Origin of the sequence: Streptomyces sp. NPDC048420, from assembly GCF_040651535.1 — a bacterium.
Taxonomy (GTDB): domain Bacteria; phylum Actinomycetota; class Actinomycetes; order Streptomycetales; family Streptomycetaceae; genus Streptomyces.
This window is the reverse complement of the sequence record NZ_JBEZKG010000001.1, coordinates 218,783-240,949: the sequence shown is the minus strand read 5'-3', so window position 1 is coordinate 240,949 and position 22,167 is coordinate 218,783. Positions and strand designations below refer to the sequence as shown.

Annotated in this window: 19 protein-coding genes; 13 read left to right on the top strand and 6 right to left on the bottom strand. The window is 70.7% G+C overall.

Translation table 11 applies throughout. The annotated features are described in order from the left end of the window. Positions 1 to 340 precede the first annotated feature (340 nt). Complete coding sequence (locus AB0D34_RS00980) at positions 341 to 1,318, top strand: polysaccharide lyase family 1 protein (protein WP_362654498.1); 978 nt, start codon at positions 341 to 343, stop codon at positions 1,316 to 1,318. A gap of 48 nt (positions 1,319 to 1,366) precedes the next feature. Further along, positions 1,367 to 2,170, top strand: coding sequence for a pectate lyase (locus tag AB0D34_RS00975; protein ID WP_362654496.1), 804 nt, complete (start codon positions 1,367 to 1,369; stop codon positions 2,168 to 2,170). 64 nt (positions 2,171 to 2,234) lie between these two features. Here the strand turns inward: AB0D34_RS00975 and AB0D34_RS00970 are convergent, their stop codons facing one another. Further along, a complete protein-coding gene (locus AB0D34_RS00970; RefSeq protein WP_362654493.1) occupies positions 2,235 to 2,990 on the bottom strand; it encodes a PaaX family transcriptional regulator C-terminal domain-containing protein in 756 nt (251 codons plus the stop codon). A gap of 65 nt (positions 2,991 to 3,055) precedes the next feature. Here AB0D34_RS00970 and AB0D34_RS00965 point away from each other — a divergent pair, with 65 nt between their 5' ends. Beyond that, on the top strand, positions 3,056 to 4,711 hold the full coding sequence (locus AB0D34_RS00965; RefSeq protein WP_362654490.1) for an acyl-CoA dehydrogenase family protein: 1,656 nt from the start codon (positions 3,056 to 3,058) through the stop codon (positions 4,709 to 4,711). 147 nt (positions 4,712 to 4,858) lie between these two features. Next, the gene (locus AB0D34_RS00960) at positions 4,859 to 6,877 is read left to right on the top strand and encodes a HEAT repeat domain-containing protein (RefSeq protein WP_362654487.1); all 2,019 of its coding nucleotides are present in this window, start codon (positions 4,859 to 4,861) and stop codon (positions 6,875 to 6,877) included. Positions 6,878 to 7,023: 146 nt separating this feature from the next. On the opposite strand, the gene AB0D34_RS00955 is transcribed toward AB0D34_RS00960, so the two are convergent. Further along, on the bottom strand, positions 7,024 to 7,611 hold the full coding sequence (locus AB0D34_RS00955; RefSeq protein WP_362654485.1) for a hypothetical protein: 588 nt from the start codon (positions 7,609 to 7,611) through the stop codon (positions 7,024 to 7,026). Between the two features lie 293 nt (positions 7,612 to 7,904). Here AB0D34_RS00955 and AB0D34_RS00950 point away from each other — a divergent pair, with 293 nt between their 5' ends. The 7 genes from AB0D34_RS00950 to AB0D34_RS00920 all read left to right on the top strand — a co-directional run bounded on the left by AB0D34_RS00950 (position 7,905) and on the right by AB0D34_RS00920 (position 15,814). Continuing rightward, complete coding sequence (locus AB0D34_RS00950) at positions 7,905 to 8,990, top strand: exo-alpha-sialidase (RefSeq protein WP_362654482.1); 1,086 nt, start codon at positions 7,905 to 7,907, stop codon at positions 8,988 to 8,990. Positions 8,991 to 9,289: 299 nt separating this feature from the next. Next, positions 9,290 to 10,576 carry a sugar ABC transporter substrate-binding protein gene (locus tag AB0D34_RS00945; protein ID WP_362654480.1) on the top strand — a complete coding sequence of 429 codons (1,287 nt, stop codon included), beginning with the start codon at positions 9,290 to 9,292 and terminating at the stop codon, positions 10,574 to 10,576. Between the two features lie 6 nt (positions 10,577 to 10,582). Further along, on the top strand, positions 10,583 to 11,488 hold the full coding sequence (locus AB0D34_RS00940; RefSeq protein ID WP_362654477.1) for a sugar ABC transporter permease: 906 nt from the start codon (positions 10,583 to 10,585) through the stop codon (positions 11,486 to 11,488). Next, complete coding sequence (locus tag AB0D34_RS00935) at positions 11,488 to 12,420, top strand: carbohydrate ABC transporter permease (protein ID WP_362654474.1); 933 nt, start codon at positions 11,488 to 11,490, stop codon at positions 12,418 to 12,420. The genes AB0D34_RS00940 and AB0D34_RS00935 overlap by 1 nt, the downstream gene beginning before the upstream one ends. 778 nt (positions 12,421 to 13,198) lie before the next feature. Then, positions 13,199 to 14,446 (top strand): ROK family protein, encoded by a 1,248-nt coding sequence (locus AB0D34_RS00930; protein WP_362654471.1) that lies wholly within the window; start codon positions 13,199 to 13,201, stop codon positions 14,444 to 14,446. A gap of 171 nt (positions 14,447 to 14,617) precedes the next feature. Further along, positions 14,618 to 15,217: a response regulator transcription factor gene (locus tag AB0D34_RS00925; protein ID WP_362654468.1), complete on the top strand. Its 600-nt coding sequence runs from the start codon at positions 14,618 to 14,620 to the stop codon at positions 15,215 to 15,217. A 216-nt stretch (positions 15,218 to 15,433) separates the two neighbouring features. Next, complete coding sequence (locus tag AB0D34_RS00920) at positions 15,434 to 15,814, top strand: hypothetical protein (RefSeq protein WP_362654466.1); 381 nt, start codon at positions 15,434 to 15,436, stop codon at positions 15,812 to 15,814. Between the two features lie 257 nt (positions 15,815 to 16,071). Here the strand turns inward: AB0D34_RS00920 and AB0D34_RS00915 are convergent, their stop codons facing one another. Next, positions 16,072 to 17,052 carry a nitroreductase family protein gene (locus AB0D34_RS00915; protein WP_362654463.1) on the bottom strand — a complete coding sequence of 327 codons (981 nt, stop codon included), beginning with the start codon at positions 17,050 to 17,052 and terminating at the stop codon, positions 16,072 to 16,074. A 131-nt stretch (positions 17,053 to 17,183) separates the two neighbouring features. Further along, positions 17,184 to 17,885 carry a response regulator transcription factor gene (locus tag AB0D34_RS00910; RefSeq protein WP_362654461.1) on the bottom strand — a complete coding sequence of 234 codons (702 nt, stop codon included), beginning with the start codon at positions 17,883 to 17,885 and terminating at the stop codon, positions 17,184 to 17,186. Between the two features lie 122 nt (positions 17,886 to 18,007). Between AB0D34_RS00910 and AB0D34_RS00905 the strand changes: the two genes are divergently transcribed. Beyond that, the gene (locus tag AB0D34_RS00905) at positions 18,008 to 18,223 is read left to right on the top strand and encodes a hypothetical protein (protein ID WP_362654458.1); all 216 of its coding nucleotides are present in this window, start codon (positions 18,008 to 18,010) and stop codon (positions 18,221 to 18,223) included. Between the two features lie 253 nt (positions 18,224 to 18,476). Here the strand turns inward: AB0D34_RS00905 and AB0D34_RS00900 are convergent, their stop codons facing one another. Then, positions 18,477 to 18,941, bottom strand: coding sequence for a cyclic nucleotide-binding domain-containing protein (locus AB0D34_RS00900; RefSeq protein ID WP_362654455.1), 465 nt, complete (start codon positions 18,939 to 18,941; stop codon positions 18,477 to 18,479). Between the two features lie 530 nt (positions 18,942 to 19,471). Further along, positions 19,472 to 21,166: a sulfate permease gene (sulP, locus tag AB0D34_RS00895; protein WP_362654452.1), complete on the bottom strand. Its 1,695-nt coding sequence runs from the start codon at positions 21,164 to 21,166 to the stop codon at positions 19,472 to 19,474. 225 nt (positions 21,167 to 21,391) lie between these two features. On the opposite strand from sulP, the gene AB0D34_RS00890 reads away from it, so the two are divergent. Next, entirely contained in the window at positions 21,392 to 22,021 is a 630-nt protein-coding gene (locus tag AB0D34_RS00890; RefSeq protein WP_362654449.1) for a hypothetical protein, read from the top strand. Positions 22,022 to 22,167 lie beyond the last annotated feature (146 nt).

Genomic DNA, 22,167 nt, shown 5'->3' with positions numbered 1-22,167 from the left:
GTACGCATGGGTGGGGTCGACATCGACTCGCCCCTCTCGGAATCTCTCGGAATCTCTCGGAAGGGAAGCGTCCGGCCAGCATCGTGGCATGCACATGCCTGCCATGGAAGCGCTCCCATGCATCGAAAGAATTCGCTGAGGCCCGCCACCTGGGATGACCGAATGTCTTCTGCGCAAAGCGTTGACTAGAAAGCGCTTGCCCCCTACGTTCCGTTCAGCGATGTGACCGACCGAGTGACGACCGGTCGCTACATCCACCGAAAAACCCAGGCGGCGTTCATGTGCACGAACATCGTTCAAGAACATGCACCCGTCTGCATCCTGGAAGGGACGCACCCGCATGCGTACTCGCCCCCCACGTACACACGCGCAAAGATCCGCTCTGGCCGCCGGCGCGGCCGCGCTCGCGACGGCGGCCGCCCTGACCGTCCCGCAGCAGGCCGGGGCCGCCGAGACCTCCCCCATCGGTTTCGGCGCCGGCACGACCGGCGGCGGCAGCGCTTCGGCGGTCACCGTCTCGACACTGGCCGCCTTCAAGACGGCGGTCACCGGCAGCACGGCGAAGGTCGTCAAGGTGAACGGCCTGATCTCGCTGAGCGGCACGGTCGACGTCGGCTCCAACACCACGGTGCTGGGCGTCGGTTCGTCCTCCGGGTTCACCGGCGGCGGACTGCGGCTGAAGAAGGTCACGAACGTCGTCGTCCGCAACCTCAACATCAGCAAGCCGCTCGCACCCGCCGACGGTATCGAGGTGCAGGCCTCGACGAAGGTGTGGATCGACCACAACTCCTTCTCGGCGGACCGCGATCACGACAAGGACTACTACGACGGTCTGCTGGACATCAACCACGCCTCGGACAACGTCACGGTGTCCTGGAACACCTTCAAGGACCACTTCAAGGGCTCGCTCGTCGGCCACAGCGACAACAACGCGAGCGAGGACACCGGCCATCTGAAGGTGACGTACCACCACAACTGGTTCAACAACGTCAACTCGCGCATCCCCAGTCTGCGCTTCGGCACCGGACACTTCTACGACAACTACGTCGTCGGCGCCGAGACCGCCGTGCACTCCCGCATGGGCGCCCAGATGCTCGTGGAGAACAACGTCTTCCGCAGTACCGGAGTCGCTGTCACCACGAACCGGAGCAGTGACGTCGACGGGTACGCCAACCTGCGCGGCAACGACCTCGGCGGAGCCGCCACCGAGGTCTCGCGGGTGGGCACCTTCACCACCGCTCCGTACGGCTACACCGCCGAGCCCGCCTCCTCCGTCGTCACCTCGGTGACGGGCGGCGCGGGCACCGGAAAGATCTGACCACCCCCACCCCGTCAACCCCCCCATCACGGAAGAAGGATTCGGGACATGACTTCTTCACCACGTCCACGCGCGCGTACCCGCGCGCTGACCGGCGCCACGGCCGCACTCGGCCTCTCGGTTGGCATGATCATGACATTGAATGCCCCGACCGCCAGCGCCGCCACCTGGCCCACCGCCAACGGCAGCCAGGCGGTCTCCTCGACCATCCAGCTGTCCGGCACCAAGGACTACGGGATGAAGCGCCTCTACGGCACCGGCGACCTGGGCAGCGGCAGCCAGGACGAGGACCAGGGGCCGATCCTGAACCTGGCCGCCGGAACCGTCCTCAAGAACGTCATCATCGGCGCCCCCGCCGCCGACGGCATCCACTGCGCCGGCAGCTGCACGCTGCAGAACGTCTGGTGGGAGGACGTCGGCGAGGACGCCGCGACCTTCCGCGGCTCCTCGTCATCGAACGTGTACACCGTCTCCGGCGGTGGTGCGAAGTCGGCCAGCGACAAGGTGTTCCAGTTCAACGGCGCCGGGACGCTCAACGTCTCGAACTTCGCCGTGCAGGGCTTCGGCACCTTCGTCCGGTCCTGCGGCAACTGCTCCACGCAGTACAAGCGGACGATCAACCTCAACACCATCGAGGCGACCTACTCGGGCAGCAAGCTCGTCGGCATCAACACCAACTACGGCGACAGCGCGACCCTGAAGAAGATCACGATCGTCGGCGACTCCAGCAAGAAGATCATCCCGTGCCAGAAGTACATCGGTAACAACACGGGCAAGGAGCCGACCACGAACGGCACGAACGCCGACGGTACTTACTGCAAGTACGCGACCTCGGACATCACCTACAGGTAGCCCTCTCGCAGGTGAAGGCGGCCGTACGAAGCGTCCCCGCACGACGCTTCGCGCGGCCGCCGTGTCATGTCCGGAGGTGATGCTGGGGGACGGTGTCCGCCAACTCCCGCTGATAGTCCGCGTACATGGAGCGCAGCTCGGCGCCGGGCCAGTCCGGCGGCAGGAGTTCCGGCGGCAGCACCGGATCGGCCAGGAGATGCCGTACGACGGCCGCGAAGCCGGTGAGCCGGTCCGCGGGCCGGTCCGCGCGGGCGACATGGTTGAGCAGCGCCCGGGCCCGGGCCGCCCAGTCGTCGAGGGGCCACAGCGCGGCGGGCTCGGGTCCGGGGCGCGCGGGGCGGGCCGTGAAGCACTGGGCGATCCCGTCGAGGTCGTCCGGGAGCGGCCGGAGCAGGTTGGCGGGGCGCAGCCAGACGCCCTCACGGAGTTCGGCGAGCCGCAGTGCGGTGAGTCGCGCGCGCAGTTCCGCGCGTTCGGCCGGTCCACGGCCCGTCGCGGTGATCACGACCGTCTCCCAGTCGCCGCCCCACGCGCGCGTGCGAGGGTGCACGGAGTCGTCCTGGCGCCGCTGACGGGCCAGCAGACGGTCGCTGAGACCGTAGACGGAGTCGGCGCGGAGCAGGTCACCGGCGGTCACCATCCGGCTCAGGGCGGCCCGCAGCGTGGACCCGCCGACACCGAACGGCTCCACCGCGCGGACCAGGTCCTTGACGGGCATCTCCGGCGGATGCGCGCCGAGGAGCAGACTCAGCACGACCGACCGCGCGGACAGCGGTCGCAGGTCGACCTCTCCGGGCTGCACCGACACGTTCCTCCGCATGGTCACGTACTGTACGTCTTGTTGCACTATTGATACAGCCGCAGCGAAGTCGCAACATGGGGGCCATGACCTCCGTACCCGCGCCCGATCGGTCCGCCACTCACACCGTCACGAATCAGCCATCTCCCCTGGCTCCCTACGACGCCTCCGACGACCCCGTCCTGCTGGAAGGGCTGCGCCGTGAGGGTGCCGGCTGGGCCGAGGAGGGGCTGCGGCGGCTCGGTCTGCGGGCCGGCAGCGCCGAGGCCCAGGAGTGGGCGGATCAGGCCAACCGGAACGAGCCGGTGCTGCGTACGCACGACCGCTACGGCAACCGGGTCGACGAGGTCGACTTCCACCCGAGCTGGCACCACCTGATGCGCACCGCCGTCGCCGAGGGACTGGCCGGCACGCCGTGGGCGGAGGACCGTGCCGGGGCCCATGTCGCCCGTACGGCAGGCGGGTTGGTCTGGGGCCACACGGACGCCGGCCACGGCTGTCCCACGTCGATGACGTACGCGGCGATCCCGGCACTGCGCAAACAGCCGGACCTGGCGAAGGTCTACGAGCCCCTGCTGACCGGCCGCGAGTACGAGCCGGAGCTCCGGGTGCCGACCGAGAAGCGCGGGCTGCTCGCGGGCATGGGGATGACCGAGAAGCAGGGCGGTTCCGACGTCCGGACGAACACCACGACGGCCACGCCGACGGCCGAGTCCGGCGTGTACACGCTGCGCGGTCACAAGTGGTTCACGTCGGCGCCGATGTGCGATGTGTTCCTGGTGCTGGCGCAGGCGCCCGGCGGGCTGTCGTGTTTCCTGGTCCCGCGCGTCCTGCCGGACGGCAGCCGCAACACCTTCCGCATCCAGCGCCTCAAGGACAAGCTCGGCAACCGGTCGAACGCGTCCTCCGAGCCCGAGTTCGACGGGACCGTCGCCTGGCTGGTCGGCCCCGAGGGGCAGGGCGTGAAGACCATCATCGAGATGGTCAACTGCACGCGCCTGGACTGCGTGATGATGTCGGCGACGCTGATGCGCCGGACGCTCGTCGAGGCGGGGCATCACGCCCGGCACCGCAGCGCGTTCGGTGCCCGGCTGGTGGACCAGCCGCTGATGCGCAACGTGCTGGCCGATCTGGCGCTGGAGTCCGAGGCCGCCACGACGCTCACGCTGCGCCTCGCGGGCGCCGCCGACCGGGCGGTGCGCGGGGACGCCGGCGAGCAGGCGTTCCGCCGTATCGCCACCGCGGTCGGCAAGTACTGGGTCACCAAGCGGGGCCCGGCCTTCACCGCGGAGGCCCTGGAGTGCCTCGGCGGCAACGGCTACGTGGAGGACTCGGGCATGCCCCGGCACTACCGTGAAGCGCCGCTGCTGTCGATCTGGGAGGGGTCCGGGAACGTCAACGCCCTCGACGTCCTGCGGGCGCTGCGCCGTGAGCCCGACACCGCCCAGGCCCTGTTCGGCGAACTCGCCCTGGCCCGGGGGGCGGATGCCCGACTTGACGCGTCCGTGGCCCGGCTGAAGGACCTGCTGGCCACAGCGTCCGAGGCGAGTGCCCGTCGGCTGGTGGAGCACATGGCCCTGACGCTCCAGGCCTCCCTGCTCGTCCGGCACGCTCCTTCCGCCGTGGCCGACGCGTTCTGCGCGACCCGGCTCGACGGCGACTGGGGGCACGCCTTCGGCACACTGCCCGACGCCGTGGACATGGACACGGTCCTCGGGAGGGCGCTGACCGGCGACGACTGAGGCCGTTCCAGGCCCACTTGGTCCACCTGGCGAAAACCGGACCGCCTCCCTGTCCGGATCGCTCACCGTCACAGCCTGATTCCGCTTCGTTGTCAGTCCCGTGGTGCAGACTCCGATCAGTTGGTACTTCGCCTGGGGGAGGACGACGTGTTCACGGGGATCAACGAGGTCGACTGGGCCTCGCTGCGGCATGCGTACGGCAGTGCGGAGGACGTGCCCGCACTGTTGCGGGGGCTCGCCTCCGTGGATCCGGTCGAGCGGGAGACCGCCCTTGACGGGATGTACGGCGCCGTGCACCACCAGGGAGACGTGTACGACTCGACCCTGGCCTGCGTTCCGTTTCTGCTCACGCTCGTGGCGAGCGGGGAGGTGGCGGACCGGGCCGGCATCGTCGAACTCCTTGTCAGCATCGGGTCGGAGTACGAGGACCGTGAGACCGGCGTCGAGGACGGTCTCCTGGCCCGGGTCGGGGTCCGCGCCGGCGCCGAGGTGTTCGTCCGGCTGGCGGCGGACGCCGACCCCGCCGTCCGCCGGGCCGCACCCGGGGCCCTCGTACGCTTCCTCGACGAACCGGCCCGCGTGCTGGGCCTGTTGCGGGAGCGCTTCACGCTGGAGCGGGACGACCGGGTGCTGCTCGCCCTCACCGAGGGTTTGGGGCTTTTCGTACGACGGCATCCCGGACACGCGGCCGAGGCGCTGGAGTTGCTGACGGTACAGAGCGCGCCGCCCTACGATCCGGCCCTGCGGCTGGCCGCCCTCGGTCAGCTCGCCGACTGCGCCCCCGACCGGCTGCCGCCCGACCTGGTGCCGGTCGCCGTCGGACTGCTCAGGGAACGGTCGGGGAGCCGACCCACCAGACGGTACGGCGTCGACTGCTCCCACGCCGACACGCTCGTGGGGCGGCTGAGGCGACTGCGGCCCTCGGACGAGGAGGGCTCGCAACTGCTGCGGACCCTGCACCGCGGACTCGGCGACCGGCTCGACGAGCGAACGGCCCTGCTCCTGGGGCAGTTGACGGCTCCTGACGCCGTCGACCGGTGCAACGCCGTGTGGATGTCGGCGGGGCTCTTCCGCGAGTGGCGCGCCGACTGGGCCGAGCCGGTCACCCTGATCGGCGCTCAACTGGACGCCGACCAGGGCAGGTTGCGGGATGCCGCGGTATCCGTCCTGGAGAACCTGTTCGGCCTTGCCGCCCCCGCCGCCGATGGCCTGGCCGCCCTGGTGACCGCCCGGCCCGAGCTGTGGGTCCGCCGGTGGGAGCGCGGGGCACCTACCCTGGGCGGTCCGCTCAAGGCCCTTGCCAGGAGCGGGGATTCACGGGCCGTGCCGGTTCTTGCGGAGGTGCTGGACGGGGTGGTCGTACCCGACGACCTGGGGCATGTGATCGGTCATCTGGGCGCCGCCGCGGCCCCGCTCGCGCCCGCGTTGCGTCGTCGGCTGGGAGAGGTCCCGCTGGACTCCCCCGGGATGTTCGAGCGAGCCGTACCTCTGTTGTCGGCGCTCACCGCGCTGGGTGACGCGAAGGCCGTACCGGAGGTGCTGCGGCTGGTGCGGGGCATGTCGGTGGGGCTGCGGTTGCGGGACGCGGTGGCGGAGTCGGCCGTAAGGGCTCTGGACGCGTTCGGGGGTGCGGCGGCCTCCGAGGTCGTACCGGTGCTGCGGGAGCTGCTGGAGACAGAGTGCGCGGCGGACGCGGCGGGGGCGTTGTGGTCCGTGGAGGGGGACGTGTCGGCGGTAGTGCCCGTGCTGATGGCCGAGTTGGGGGAGGGGCGGCCGCGGAGAGGGGCCGCCGCGGGGGCGCTGGCGCGGCTCGGTGGCCCGGCGGCGGATCCGGCGCTGCCGGGGCTGCGCCGGATGCTCCGGGCCGAGGACCTGTGGGAGCGAGTGGCCGCCGCGGGCGCGGTGTGGCGGATCAGCGGGGACTCAGACCTCGCCGCGCCGGTTCTGCGGGCCGCCTGGACGGAGAATCCGTGCACACGCCGGACCGTCACCACCTGCCTCGCCGGGCTCGGCCCCGCCGGAGCGCCCCTCCACGACCTTCTCCGGGAGGAGCTGGCAGCTCGGCGGCGGCATCTGGCGTCACCGTCCGGTGGGCACGGCAGCCATGACGTGCTGGACGACGAGCGGTTGGTGCGGGCGTGCGGGGAGGTGCTGAACGGCGGGTAGGACGGGGTGCGGGGTGGACAGGGGGCGGGGAGCCTGCGGTCGGCAGGGGGCCGGGGAGAGCCCGGCCGGCAGGGGGGCCGGGGAGTCCGGTCGGCAGGGGATCGATCTGCTCCCCTGCCCCGCCACCTTCCGTTCCTCTGCCCCCGCTACCTTCCGTCCGCCCGCCTCCCGCCCCACAGCGGTCCGAAGTGGGCCCAGTCCGTGTTCCACTGGTCGAGGCGGCGGCGTTCCATGCGCCCCCGGAGGACTCGGCCGCCGACGAAGGGGACGGCGGCGGAGCTGATGCCGACCAGGGTGCCGATCATCGCGGCGCGGATCTGGGCCTGGCCCTCGGTGGCGGGCTGGGTCATCAGGCGGCCCTCGGCATCCGTCCAGACGGTGACCGGGGTGCCCTGGGTGCTGCCGGGATCGACGCGGACCTGCCCTGTGTGGGAGGAGCCGTCAGTACCGCTCCAGGCGACCTTGCCCCACACCCGCTCACCGCTCGCCGTGCCCGGATCGGCCGTACCGGGCGCCTGTTCGGTGAGCCGCGCCACGACCGGCCGCCATTCGACGCGCTCCAGGGCCAGCTGGTGCTCGACGGCCCGGCTCACCGCCAGCCCTCCGAACACACCGGTTAACACGGTGAGCAGCCAGGCACCGAGCACGACCCACGCCTCGACGGTGTCGGCGCGGCGTCTGAGCGGATTGCGCCGCCACCGCCACAGCCAGACCTTGGGACCACGGAACGCCATCGAAGGCATCCTCCTCATGAGCGACGGGCGCACGAACATGCCGGACCGACCTCCCATACGGGAGAGCCCTCCTCGATGCTCACGGCTCACGGCGAGTTCTCCGTCACGACGGTCCCACTGGCAGACCGCCGCCGCGGGCATCTTGCGGAAAGCCGCCCCCGAATCGGCGCAGCCCGTTACCATCCGGGCGCTGACCTGGGGTGAAGCCCTTTCCAGAGGTGACTGTCAGTGCTGGGGTGCAGACTGGCCGGTGGCTGGGACAAAGAGGTCACAGCACAGCGGAGGTGATCGGTATGACGGAGAAGCTGCTTGCCGTGGGAACCCGCAAAGGCCTGTTCATCGGGCGTGCGCGCGGCGGCACCTGGGAGTTCGACGAGAGCCCGTACTTCAACGCGCAGGCCGTGTACTCGGTCGCGATCGACACCCGTGGCGAGCGCCCGCGGCTGCTGGCCGGCGGGGACAGCGCGCACTGGGGACCGTCCGTGTTCCACTCCGACGACCTCGGCCGCACCTGGACGGAGCCCGCCCAGCCCGCCGTGAAGTTCCCGAAGGACACCGAGGCCTCCCTTGAGCGGGTCTGGCAGTTGCACCCGGCGACGGCCGAGCCGGACGTGGTGTACGCGGGCACGGAACCCGCGGCGTTGTACCGCTCCGAGGACCGCGGGGAGAGCTTTGAGCTCGTCCGGCCGCTGTGGGAGCACCCGACCCGTTCGAAGTGGGTGCCGGGCGGTGGCGGTGAGGGCCTGCACACCGTCCTCACCGACCAGCGGGATCCGCGTGCGGTGACGGTGGCCGTCTCCACCGCCGGGGTGTTCCGCACCAAGGACGGTGGCGCGAGCTGGGAGCCGTCCAACTCCGGTGTCTCCGCGGTCTTCCTCCCTGATCCCGACCCCGAGTTCGGCCAGTGCGTGCACAAGGTCGCCCGGGACGCGGCCGATCCGGACCGGCTGTATCTCCAGAACCACTGGGGCGTGTACAGAAGCGACGACGCCGGGGCGCACTGGACGGACATCGGCGAGGGGCTGCCGTCCACCTTCGGTTTCGCGGCTGTCGCACATCCCCACCGGGGCGGGACGGCGTACGTCTTCCCGATCAACGCCGACGTGGACCGGGTGCCGGCCGGGCACCGCTGCCGGGTCTTCCGCACCGCGGACGCGGGCAAGACCTGGGAGCCGCTCACCGCGGGGCTGCCGCGGGAGGACCACTACGGCACGGTGCTGCGGGACGCCATGTGCACGGACGACGCGGACCCGGCGGGCGTCTACTTCGGCAACCGCAACGGCGAGGTGTACGCCTCCGCCGACGACGGCGACAGCTGGCGCCAGTTGGCCTCGCATCTGCCGGACGTGCTGTGTGTGCGGGCGGCGGTGGTCGGGTGATCCGGGACGCGTAACCGCGGGCCTCGGCCGACGGTTGATCACCCCCAGCGGGCCCTCCCACGAAAGTCGTGGGAGGGCCCCACTCTTCCCCGGGCCCGCTCGCCCCGTCCCCCACCTGCAACAACAGCCGCGATGCCTGCTTTTGTGACACCTCCGGCCCCAGCCGCCCCTTGAAACCCGTGGGAAACAAGGTCTTGTACCCGAGTTAAAACGACGGTTAGTTTAACCGCCATTCGAAGCCCGGCCTGATCACCCGGGCGACTCCAGGGCGTGTGCATGTCTCAAGGAAGGGCAATGCCATGACGCTTGACCGAGCGCAGTTCTCTCGTCGGGGTTTTCTGGGTCTGGGAGTCGCGGCGGGGGTGATCACGCTGACGGCGTGCGGCTCCGGCAGCGGGTCGGGTGACGCCCCGCTGGTGATGACGGTGTGGGGCGGGGAGACCGACCGGGCCGCCTACCAGAAGCGCATCGACCTGCTGGTGAAGAAGTACCCCGACCTGAAGGTGAAGCTCCAGCTGATCCCGTCGGACTCGTACCCGCAGAAGGTGCAGACGATGATCGCGGGCGGCAGCGGCCCGGACATCATGCAGGTCGCGGAGAACGTCAACGTCTACTCCAGCAAGAACCAGCTCCGGCCGCTCGACGACCTGGCCAAGAGCGCGGGACTGGATCTGACCCAGCGGTTCGGGACGATCGGTTCGCTGTACTCGTACGAGGACAAGGTCTACGCGATACCGGACCGTTCGGGCGCGATGATCATGTACTACAACAAGACCCTGTTCGAGAAGAAGGGCATCAAGGCCCCCACGGCGGAGTGGAGCTGGGACGACACCCTCGACGCGTTCAAGGAGCTGACGGAGAAGGGCAAGACCTGGGGGTACGGCGGTGCCGGCTGGTGGCCCGTGTGGTGGAGCCTGGCGTACCAGAACGGTGGCGCGATCATCGACGCCGACGGGAAGCCGACGGCGGACAGTGACGAGGTCGTCGAGGCACTGCAGTGGGCGGGCGACCTGCTCTTCAAGCACGGGGTGACACCGTCGAAGGCGCAGTACGCAGACATGGGCACGGACGTCGGCGGTGACCAGGCCTTCGCGGCCGGCACGGTCGCGGTGAGCACCACCGGGTTCTGGGCCATCGCCGGCCAGGCGAAGTCCACGTTCGAGTGGGACATCGCCCCGATGTGGCGCGGCAAGAAGCAGGCCGTGTCCTCCTTCGGCAGCGGTCTCGCCATCTCCCGTACGGCGAAGAACCCGACCAACGCCTTCAAGGCGATCGACTTCCTCACCTCGCCCGAGGCCCAGCAGCAGATCATCGCCGCCGCCGAGGACGTGCCGGCCAACCTGGAGGTGCAGAAGAGCGAGGCGTTCCTCAAGCCGGCCTGGATGAAGACCCCGCTGAGCATGGACGTGTTCGCCGAGTCCAGCGAGTTCCTCTTCAAGGCACCGTTCATCCCCGAGTGGAACGAGATGCAGGCGGCCATCGACACCACGACCGCCGACTTCTGGCTCGGCAAGGAGAAGAGCGCCAAGAAGGTTCTGACCGCCCTCCAGAAGAGCCTGGAATCCATCGTCAAGTCCGCGGGATGACCGGCCATGGCAATGTCGCGGATGCGGCGCCGTGAGGCGCTCTCCTTCTATCTGTTCGTCTCTCCCTGGGTGATCGGCTTCCTCGCCTTCCTGCTCGGGCCGATGATCTCGTCGATCTACTTCTCGATGACGGACTGGGACTCCTTCACCCCGCCCAAGTGGGTCGGCCTGGACAACTACACCAAGCTGCTCACCGAGGATCCCGTCTTCTGGAAGGCCCTCGGGAACACGCTCTTCTACGCGGCGCTCTCCGTGCCCCTGGGTCTGCTGGTCGGCCTGTGGCTGGCGAACCTGCTCAACAAGCAGGTCCGGGTCCGCAAGCTGTTCCGCACCCTGATCTACCTGCCGACACTGGTCCCCCTGGTCGCCGCGTCGCTGGCCTTCCGGGTGGTGCTCGCCCCCTCCGGCCCGCTCAACGACGCGCTCGGGTGGGTCGGGATCAAGGGACCGCAGTGGCTGCTCGACCCGAGCTGGGTGAAGTACGCCCTGATCCTGTTGTCGGTGTGGGGCGCGGGCAGCGCGACCGTGCTGCTGCTCGCCGCCATGAAGGGCATCCCCCGGGAGCTGTACGAGGCGGCCGAGATCGACGGCGCGGGACCGGTGCGGCAGTTCTGGAGCATCACGGTGCCCCAGCTGACCCCGGTCATCTTCTTCAACCTGGTGATGGGGCTGATCGCGGCGTTCCAGGTCTTCTCACAGGTGTACATCCTCACCCCGAAGGCCTCCCAGCCCGGCACCTACAACGCCAGCCAGACCACCGTGCCGTACCTCTTCGACCAGGCCTTCTCCTACTACCACATGGGCTACGCCTCGGCGATCTCATGGCTGCTGTTCGCCGTGATCCTGGTGTTCACCCTGGTGGCCTTCCGCACCACCCGCCGCTGGGTGTTCTACGAGACCGAGGTGAAGTGATGGCGACCCTCGCACCCACCGTCGCACCGCAGCAGGGCGGGCAACTCCACAAGGACGAGGAGCCCGTGGGCGGTTCGGCCCGCGTCCTCGGGGTCTTCAGGGCGACGCCGTTCACCTACGCGACCCTGATCATCGTGTCGGCGGTCCTCTCGGTCCCGCTGGTGTTCGCCGTGTCGATCTCGCTGTCGAGCGACCACACGGTCACCACCAACACGTTCACGATCTTCCCGCACGAGTTCGAGTGGCGGAACTTCACCCGGGTCTTCGGCAGCGATCTGCCGATGGGCCGGTTCCTGGTCAACTCACTGATCATCTCGCTGGGTTCGGTCATCGGCCAGATGGTGTCGAGCGGTCTGGTCGGCTACGCCTTCGCACGTCTGAGGGCCCCCGGCAAGAACGTGATGTTCCTGGTCGTCATCGCCACGATGATGATCCCGACGCAGATCACGATGATCCCCCAGTTCATCCTGTTCAAGGACCTGGGCTGGGTGAACACCTATCTGCCGCTGATCGTGCCGAACTTCTTCTCCAACGCCTTCAACGTCTTCCTGGTCCGGCAGTTCGTCTCCCGCCTGCCCAGTGAGCTCGACGAGGCGGCCATGGTGGACGGGCTCGGGTTCTTCGGCATCTACCGGCGCATCATGCTCCCGATGCTGTGGCCCGTCCTGATCGCGATCGGCATCTTCACCCTGACCTACAACTGGGGTGACTTCATGGGGCCGTTGATCTACCTCAACGACGAGTCGAAGATGCCCCTCGCCCTCGGCGTGCAGTACATCACCACCACCGCCGTGGCCGGCCAGCCGCCGCCGTGGAACCTGGTGATGGTCGGCTCGATCCTCCTCACGCTGCCGATGATCGCCGTCTACTACCTGGGCCAGCGGTACCTGTACGAGATGGACATCAGCGGCGGAAGCGCGGGAGTCAAGTGAGGGGGCGGTGGCGCGCCCGGCTCCAGCAGGTCCGGTACTCCGGCCGGCCGGAGTACCGGGGCGGGCGACCGGCGGCGGGCCGGCCCTCGTCGCGCCGGCGCCCGAGGACGCCGTACGCCTGCGGGCGAGGGACCCCGACGCAACGGTGCACCTGACCGACGCGCCGGCCGCACGGAGCACGCCGCCGCCCGTTGCCGTACGGGAGGTGCGGCGGCGTGCGACGGCGGCGGCTCCCGAGAAGCCGGCGGACGCATCCGACGATCGCCGGGTTCGGGCCGCCGGCGCTGCACCTCGGGGCGCTGCGGGGACTCGGCGCGGTCCGGGGGCTGACCGACGTGTCCGCCCGGTGGGCGCTGAACGGCCGCTCGGCGCCTCTGCGGGGGGCTCGGCGGGCGGAGCAGCACCCGTGTCGGTCTGCCCGTCACCTATACGCGCGAGGTCGGGTCGGCCACCGCGTCGGCGTTGCAGCTGCGAGGTCACGCTGCCGCAAGCTGCTCGGCCTGGAGCCGGTGACGGACTGGTCGTGTGCCGCCCAGGACGACGGTCTGCTGACCGGTTTCGCCACCGCGCCCGACACCGCACCAGGGCAGGTGATCCGACTGCCGCTGCCCCGGGAGGGATCGCAGATCCGGGTGACCGATGGGCCGGCGGAGAATCGAACAAACTCTGGGTGCCGCTCGGATGGTCCGGCCTGGCCCTACTGGCGAAGGGCACTGCCGGACCGGGTGATCCGGAGCTCGTTAAGCTGTGGTGGGAGTCCTCTGACAACTGAAGGAGCATGGTGGCGCGGCACACGGCTCGTGATCTTCGCAGCGAGAACCGCTTCAAGGTTCTGCACGCTTTGTTCGAACTCGGGCCGTCCACCCGGCAGGAACTCGCCCGGCACACGGAGCTCAGTGCGGCGACCGTGGCGACCCTGGTCACCGAGTTCCTGTCCGAGGGCGTCCTGCGGATCTCGAACGTGGAGCGCAACACCGGCGGGCGGCCGCAGGAGCGGCTCACCATCGACCCCGAACGCGGCCGCATCGTCGGCGTCGACGTGGCCGAGACCTACGTCGACGCCACGCTGTACGACCTCGGCCTCGGCGTGCTCGGCCACGGCGAGGTCGCGCTGGACGAGGACGAGAACGACCCCGCCTACGTCATCGACGGGATCGTTCGCGCCGTCGGCGCCGCGGTCGGGGCCGGCGACCTCGACCGTGAGCGCGTCATCGGCGTCGGCGTCAGCATGCCGGGGCATGTGCATCCCGACGCCGGCGTCTCGGTCTTCGCGCCCAACTGGGACTGGCACGACGTCCCGGTCGAGAAGATGCTGGAGGAGATCCTCCCGGTCCCGGTGTACGTCGACAACCCGCTCAAGGCGGTCGTCCTGTCCGAGCTGTGGTTCGGGGTGGGGACCGTCGTGGACAGCATGGCCGTCGTCAACCTCGGCACCGGCGTCGGCGCCGGTATCGCCATCGACGGTTCGCTGATCCGCGGCACCACCAACAACGCCGGTGAATGGGGCCACACACTGCTCCAGTTGGACGGCAGGCAGTGCCGCTGCGGCCGGCGTGGCTGCGTCGAGGCGTACGTCGGCGCCCCGGGCCTGCGCACCACGCTCACCGAGATCGATCCGGAGCATCCCACGCTAGGGCAGTCCCGGCAGCGCGACTTCGTGGTGGCGGTCGCCGAGGGCCTGGCCGCGGAGGATCCGGCGCTGTCGGCGCTGGCCCTGCGGACCTCGCGTTACCTCGCCGCGGCGCTCGGAGACCTGGTCAACCTGCTCAACGTCCCGCATGTGACCCTCACCGGCTGGGCCTCCGAGGCCCTGGCGGAATGGCTCGTGCCCGCCGTGCGTGAGGAACTCCCCCGGCATGTCATGCCCGGCTCCCTGTCGTCCCTCACCGTCGAGCCCTCCCGGGTCTCGGGCAACGCCGTCGCCCTCGGCATGGCGGCCTTCACGCTTCAGCAGTTCCTCGACCGCCTCGGCCTGGCCGGCCCGGCCGGGACCCGGCCACGGCAGGATCCGGAGCAGGTCAACTGAGCCCTGCGGCAGGGGGCGTGAGCCGGCGTGCGGGACGTCGGGCGCGGCAGGCCCCCGGGCGATGTCCCTCGCGTGTGAGGCCCTGGACGGGCTAGTCCGGTGCGACGCGGCCAAGGCCTGCGTCGAAGCTGAGGGGCAGGGGGTTCTCGCTCGAGATCGAAAGAGGTCCCTGTGAGTGCCGACGTAATGCGTGTCGCGGTCATCGGGGACTGCCCCGTCTTCCGGCGCGGTCTGTCGCGCCTGATCCACACGGTGCCCGACCTCGACCTCGTCGCCGCGGCGCCGTCCGTGCAGCGGGCGGACGGCGCTCTCCGGCACGCGCACGTGGTCCTGGTGGACCTGGAGCGGCCCGCACCGGAACTCGTCACGGTCGTGGCGCAGCTGCGCGACCGGGGGCACGGCGTCATCGTCGTGTCGTCCTCGCCGCAGATCGATGCCGTCCAGGTGATCCAGGCAGGGGCCCACGGCTACCTGAGCCGGCAGACCGAGGAGGACGAGGTGCTCAGGGCGATCCGTGCCGTCGGCTCGGGGCGCAGCTACGTGTGCCCGCCCGCCAGCCGGCTGCTGCCACGCTCACCGCACCTGACGGACCGGGAACGGCAGATCCTCCGGCTGCTCGCGCACGGCGCGACGGACCACGAGATCGCCGGTCGGTTGCGCATCAGCAAGCACACCGTCCAGTCCCATCTGGACCGCATCGGCGAGAAAACGGGTTCCCGGCGCCGTTCGGATCTGACCCGTCTGGCCGTGGAGCAGGGGTTCACCGGCTAGCTGTGGAGCCGTCGTGAGCTGTGTACGTGGGCAGCTGTGCCCACGGGTGGTGGGCAGACCTCGCCCTTGATCCGCGCGCGAGGAAGCCGGAGCTTGGAATGCGGAGCCTGGAACAGGCCCCCACCAGCGCGTCCGTCGGACGGTGGATCGGAAATCCATGGCCTGGCGTTCCTCGGGCAACCGTTCGCGACGCGTGCCGACGAGCTAGGAGAAGCCATGCGTAATCGTCTCGCCATCTGCGCCGTCACGGCGATTCTGCCGGCGACAGCCGCTGTCTCCCTGGCGGTAGCGACCCAGGCACAGGCCGACCCGGCGAAAGCCACCGTGACGGTCACCGGTTCGGTCGAGGACTGCCCTGACAGCGGGTCCGCTCCCGTGAAAGTGACGGTCAAGACGAGCAAGGAGACCCGCACCGACAAGACCGACGTCGATGACACGGGCGAGTACTCGGTGAAGTTCACCAAGATCTCCAAGAGTGGTCTGTCCGCCACGGCCACGGTGACCTGCGAGGACGGCGACACCTACAAGGACACCTTCAAGATCAAGAGGCCTGCCGGCACGTCCACCACTCAGGAGACCGACATCGAGGCACCGTAGCGTGGCTCGTCGGAGTGCGTCGATGTAGGCGTGATCGGCGGCCAGGCGGGCCGCCGACCTCGGGTCAGGTCCCTCGGCCACGCGCTGCCGTGGCCGAGGGACCACGACGTCGACCTGCCTGAGCGGGATCAGGACGTCACGGTCCGCGAGGAGGATCGCCGCGTGGCCGCCGGCGTACGTCGCCGAACCCACCGGGGCGCCGAGGCCGTCCACGGCCTCGGCGAGTTCGTTCGGCTCGGAGGCCGAATTCGTCACGGTCAGCTGGATGTCCCTCCGCCGATTGTCCGGGGTGACACCGGTCCCTCGGGGCCGTAGCCGAGGCGGATCGCGATCTGTGCGTGACACGGGCGGGCGTCGGTCGGGGGTGTGAGGCGTTCGCGCAGGTCGGGCCATTCCATCGCCTGGTGCAGGAGCGACGCCCGGACTCCGTGGACGGTGGCGACCAGCAGCACCCGTTCGAGGGCCTGCCCCGCGCGAAGCCAGTCGCTGCGGCGGTCGTGGACGCTGGACAGCAGGGCGATCGAGGGCTGTTCCTCGAAGGCGCGGGCGGTCAGCGCCCGCGCCTGAGCGTGGCTGCCGAAGTCCCGCATGGGGACGCGGTCCAAGACGTCGTGGGGGCCCAGTGCCTCGGGCGGGATACCCAAGCCGGTGTCGCCGCTCTCCGTCACCCATCGGCGGCTTTCCGCGACGCGATCCTGGTCGATGGTGTTGCGCTGTTCCGCTTCCCTGGTGAGACGCAGCACGCGCTCGGTCCGGGGCGCCCCGAAGTGCTGCAGCCGAGCCCCTTCCACGTGGGCCGCATCGGCGAGCTCGGCGAGGACGGGAGCGGGCAGCGGTCGCCCCGTGAAGGGGAAGCGACTGCTGTGACGACGCCACACGGCGTCGTAGAGGGGGCTGTACGGGGCGGTCCTGGCGGTTCCGCCGAGACGTACGGTGGCGAGCAGGTCCGGTTCGTCCGCGCGGGGAAGCAGCCGCGTCACCGGTTCCCAGCCGAAGTGCTCGACCGCGATCCGCAGGTTCAGGACGGCGCAGCCCACGGACAGGTGCAGAGCCTGGCCGGTCGGGTCGATCCGGCGCAGGCCCCGCTGTGTGGCCGCGCGGATCTCCAGCGTGAGCTGGTCGGGGTCGAGGCGGAAGCGCCAGGGCTGGGTGTTGTGGATCGAAGGGGCGGCCACGGCCGCGGAGACCAGTGTCTCCAGGGTCGCCGCGTCGAGGACCGCGGTACGCGTCGGGGGCATCGGGGCTCCTCCCCGCCCTGCGCCGAAGGAGGCACCGGGCTTCTCGGTGACCGGATCAGCGTCGCGCCCGGCACATGTGAGGAGCAGGGGCCGCTCGGCCTCGAGTGGGTTCTGGACGGCCCCGTCGAAGCTCACTTCGTGGGACGGCCGCCGGTGTCGGGCTGGTCCAGGTGGGAGGCGAGCACCGCGGCCTGGACGCGGCGCTGGACACCGAGTTTGGCCAGCAGCCGCGAGATGTGGTTCTTGACAGTCTTCTCCGACAGGAAGAGTTTCCTGCCGATCTCGCGGTTGGTCAGACCGTCGCCGATGAGGGCGAGGATGTCCCGCTCGCGAGGCGACAGGCTCGCCAGCTCCGGTGCCACAGCCGGTGCCTCGGCGGGGTCGGCTCGCAGTGAGCGCATCAGGCGGGTAGTGGTCGCGGGGTCGAGCATCGACTGGCCCGAGGCGACCGTGCGGACCGCCGAGACCAGGTCGGAGCCCCTGATCTGCTTGAGGACGTAACCGGCTGCTCCGGCCATGATGGCGTCGAGCAGGGCGTCCTCGTCGTCGAACGACGTGAGCATCAGACAGGCCAACTCCGGCATCTGGCTGCGCAGTTCGCGGCAGACCGTGATGCCGTCACCGTCCGGGAGCCGTACGTCGAGGACGGCGACGTCGGGGCGCAGTGCGGGTCCTCGGACCAGGGCGTGCTCGACGGTGCCGGCGTCGCCGACCACCGAGATGTCCGGTTCGGCGTCGAGCAGGTCGGTCAGGCCCCGCCGTACGACCTCGTGGTCGTCCAGCAGGAAGACACGGATCGGGTTGTCCTCCGTGAAGGTGCCTGGCTCGGTCATGACGACCCCTCGTTCCCCGGTGGCGGACGGACTGCGGGCTGTCCCTGAGGACGATCATCGCTCGCGGGGGCCGGACGCACTAGGGCCGATCGGCCCAAGGTGCGCCGGAAGGCCGGGCGTCCATGGCCCGCCCGGCATCCGTGGCAGGCGTGGCACGGGCGGCCACGGGGATCAGGGACGTGTCCCGGACCCGGCCGACGAACCGCACCGTCGTCCACGATCTCGCGCCGCACCTCCTGCGCGATCTCCTCGTCGCCGCGCAGGAACACCTTGAGCAGGTCGGAGCTGCTGACGACGGCCTGCAGCATGCCCAGTCCGTCGACCAGCGGCAGGCTTGACGCCGGCGTGCGCCATGGTCCGGGCGGCCTGGCGAGCGTGGCGTCCGGGGCGGCCGCGGCGCCTGTCGGACCTGGCGAAGTGCGGGGCCGTCACCGCGGAGGAGCTGCTGACCTCGCCCGCGACAGCGCCCCGGACTGGCGGGCCGGAACACGCAGGCCTCGCCTGCGAGGACGGGCAGGGCGCTGATGCCCCGGTCCCGCATCAGCCGCACGATCTCCTTGAAGGTGGCCCTGCGGCCGACGGCGGCCACCGTCAGACGATGCTTCCGGAGCCGTACGGGGCGTACAGGTCCAGGAGCCGGATCCGGGCGGAGTGCAGACGGTGGGCGAGCACGTCCCCGACCCACTGGGCCACGGAGTTGCCCATGGCCGGGTCCTCCTGGCACATCAGGCGGACGGCCGTGGCGTCGAACTCGTACGCCCGTACCGGGCTCGTCGCCTCGGCGCCCAGGTGCCAGCTGTGCGGGGTGAACAGCCAGGACCAGCCGACGAGTTCGTTGTGCCGCAGGGTCTCGATCACGGCCGGCCGGCGGCCCGGCACATGCATGTCGAGCTGGACGGTGCCGGTACGGATAATCCAGAACCGGTCGGCCCGGCTGCCCTCCTCGAACAGTCGCGCGCCTTGCGGGTAGGCCACCTCGCGGGCGACGCGCATCAGCCGGTGCCGGTGTTCGGCGGGTAGGGCTCGCAGCATGCTGGGCGTGGGGGTGGTGATCATGGCCTGCCTCCCGGCGGGTGGGGAACTGCTGAGGCCAGCGTGCTCCCACCGCCGACGGCGGCCCATGGGCCACTCGGTCCCTCGGCCGAGCCACTCGGCTCCGGTGCGGAGGGTTACCAGGGCTGCGCTCGCCTGCGGTGCAGGGCGCGCCTCCAGGGCAGGCCACGCGGCTCCGGAGCCCGGCACCAACCCGGGCTCCCCTCGCCTTCGGCACCCGGCCGCCACCCGGGCAGTCCACGCAACAGCGGTGCTCGACACCACCGGCCCCTCGCCCGCGGTGCGGGGCACTACCCCGAATCCCCCACGCCTTCCGCACCCAGCCGCCACCCGGGCAGACCACGCGGCTCAGGTACCCGGTGCCAACCCGGGCTCCCCACGCCTTCGGCACCCGGCCGCCACCCGGGCAGACCACGCGGCTCCGGAGCCCGGCGCCAACCCGGGCTCCCCTTGGCTCGGGTGCCCGGCGCCACCCCGACTCCCCCGACTCCGGTGCGCGCGCCACCCCGACTCCCCCGACTCCGGTGCGCGCGCTACCCCGATGCCCCGTCCGGCCGGCGCCGGTACGCCGCCACCGCCGTCGGCAGCGTCGGGAAGATCAGTTCCGGGCCTACGGAGTCCGCGAGGCCGTACGCCTGGAGGTCGTCCAGGAGGTCCTGCTTCACGCGGGCGAGGGCGAACACGAGTCCGCGGTCGGTGAGTTCGCGGCGCAGTGCGTCGACCGCGTCCAGTGCCGTGATGTCGACCTCGACATTGGCCTCGGTGTTGAGGACGAACCACCGTACGGGCTCGGTCTGTTCGTCCACGGCGGCCAGGGCGCGGCGGTGGAAGTCCTCGGCGTTGGCGAAGAAGAGCGGGGAGTCGTACCGGTAGACCAGCAGGCCGGGGATCGTGCGGGCCGTCGGATAGTCGTCCACGTCGTGCATGCCGGCCACGCCCGGCACCACGCCCTCGATCGCGTCGTGCGGCCGGGCCACCCGGCTCAGCAGCTCGGCCACCGACAGGCCGACGGCGACGAGGACGCCGTAGAGGATGTCGAGGGCCAGCACCCCGGCGAGGCAGCCGAGTGCGAGCAGGAGTTCGCGGCGGCGGAAGGACGCGAGACGGCGGAAGCCCGCGAGGTCGATCATGCGGACGGCGGCGTACACGACGAGCGCGCCGAGCACCGCGGAGGGTGCGCGGGTGAGCAGCGGGCTGAGGAACAGCAGGACGGCGAGCACCACGGCAGCGGCGACCAGCGAGTACGCCTGGCCGCGGGCGCCCGCCGAGGAGGCGAGCGCCGTGCGGCTGGCGCTGCTGCTGACCGGGAAGCCGTGCAGGACGCCCGCGCCGAGGTTGGCCGCGCCCAGCGCCAGGAACTCCTGGTCGGCGTCGAGCCCGGGTCCCTCGGTGTGGAACGCCCGCGCGGTGAGGATGAAGTCCGTGTACGCGACGATGAGGACGCCGAGGGCGGGCAGCACGAGACGCGGCAGCTCGCTCAGGTCGGGCCACGCGAGGCCGGGCAGGCCCGAGGGAATGTCACCGATCACCTTGACGCCGTACCGGTCGTCGAGGTCGAAGACCACCACGGCGGCCGTGGCGAGGACGAAGGCGACCAGGGGCCCGGGGACGCGTCTCGGCACCGTGAACAGGAACGCGAGCACGGCGGCGGAAAGGATCACGGTCGCTTGGTGGGCGTCGGTCAAGTGCCGTACGAAGGACCACAGTTGGGGGAAGAACTCCGAGCCGGTCGTCCGCACCCCGGTGAGCTTGGGCAGCTGGTCCACCATCATGATCAGCGCCACGCCGGCCAGGTAGCCGATCAGCACGGGGCGGGAGAGCAGGTCCGCGAGGAAGCCGAGGCGTACCACCCGTGCCGCCAGGCACAGGAGTCCCACGGTGACCGCGAGCGCGGCCGCCAGGGTGGCGTATCGACCGGGGTCACCGGCGGCGAGCGGACCGACCACCGTCGCGGTCATGAGTGCCGTCGTGGACTCGGGGCCCACCGAGAGCAGGCGTGAGGAACCGAGCAGCGCGTACAGGACGAGGGCGGGCAGGATCGCCCACAGTCCGGCGACCGGCGGCAGCCCGGCCACCCCCGCGTACGCCATGACCTGCGGCACCAGATACGCGGCCACCGTGACGCCGGCCAGTAGGTCGCCCCTCAGCCAGGTGCGCCGGTAGCCGAGGAGCGCGACGGCTCCGGGCATCAGGCGGCGCCATCCCGGAACGTCCGAGTGCTGCCTCATGTACCACCTCCCTCCGTCCGGGCCCCAGCATCCACCGGGCCGACCGCGGGCGCGAGTTCCGCGCGGCGGACGTCGAGCATGCGTGTACCCCAACGGCCCTTGAGGACAGGGCCGTTCAGCCCTGTGGTCAGCGATCTTCGGCATCCGGCGGCGGCCGTCTTCCGCGACCGGTGTGAGGGACGACAGACACCGAACGGACTCACCCTCCCCGAAGGGATCACCGCCATGGCCGTGCACGAGCACCCGCACCGGAGCCCGGGCTTCCACCTGCCGTCCTTGCGCAGGCACCGGAACGCCTCCTCCTCCGAGTCCGGCGTGTCGGCACTCAGCGGCACGCACACCGCGCGGGCCTACGTCCTCGCGTCCCTGCGTCTGCTCACCGGGTTCGTCTTCCTGTGGGCGTTCCTCGACAAGACCTTCGGCCTCGGCTACGCGACCTCCTCCGGCAGGGGCTGGATCGACGGCGGCTCGCCCACCAGGGGCTTCCTGAGCGGTGTCGCCGCCGGGCCGATGGAGTCCACCCTCCACTCCTGGGCCGGGGACGCCTGGGCCGACTGGCTGTTCATGCTCGGTCTGCTCGGCATCGGCGTCGCGCTGATCACCGGCGTGGCACTGCGGCTCGCGGCCCTCGCGGGCAGCGTCATGATGGCGCTGATGTGGGTCGCCGAGTGGCCGCCCGCCCAGCACCTCTCGGACGGCTCGCCGAGCATGTCGACGAACCCGTTCGCCGACTACCACCTCGTCTACGCGGTCGTCCTGATCGCCCTGGCCGCCGCCTCCGCCGGCGACACCCTCGGCCTCGGCAGGGCCTGGGCCAAGCTCCCGCTCGTCAGCCGCAGCCGCTGGCTGCGCTGACCGCGGGAGGCGCGGCGGGCCCCATCAAGGGGGAGCAGGGGTCCGCCGCACCAACGACCGGCCTGGGCCGGTCGCCCCCCGGCAGGGACGTACGGCCCCTGCCGGGGGCCCCATCCGAAGACGACGCTCGAATCGGGACCCCCGAT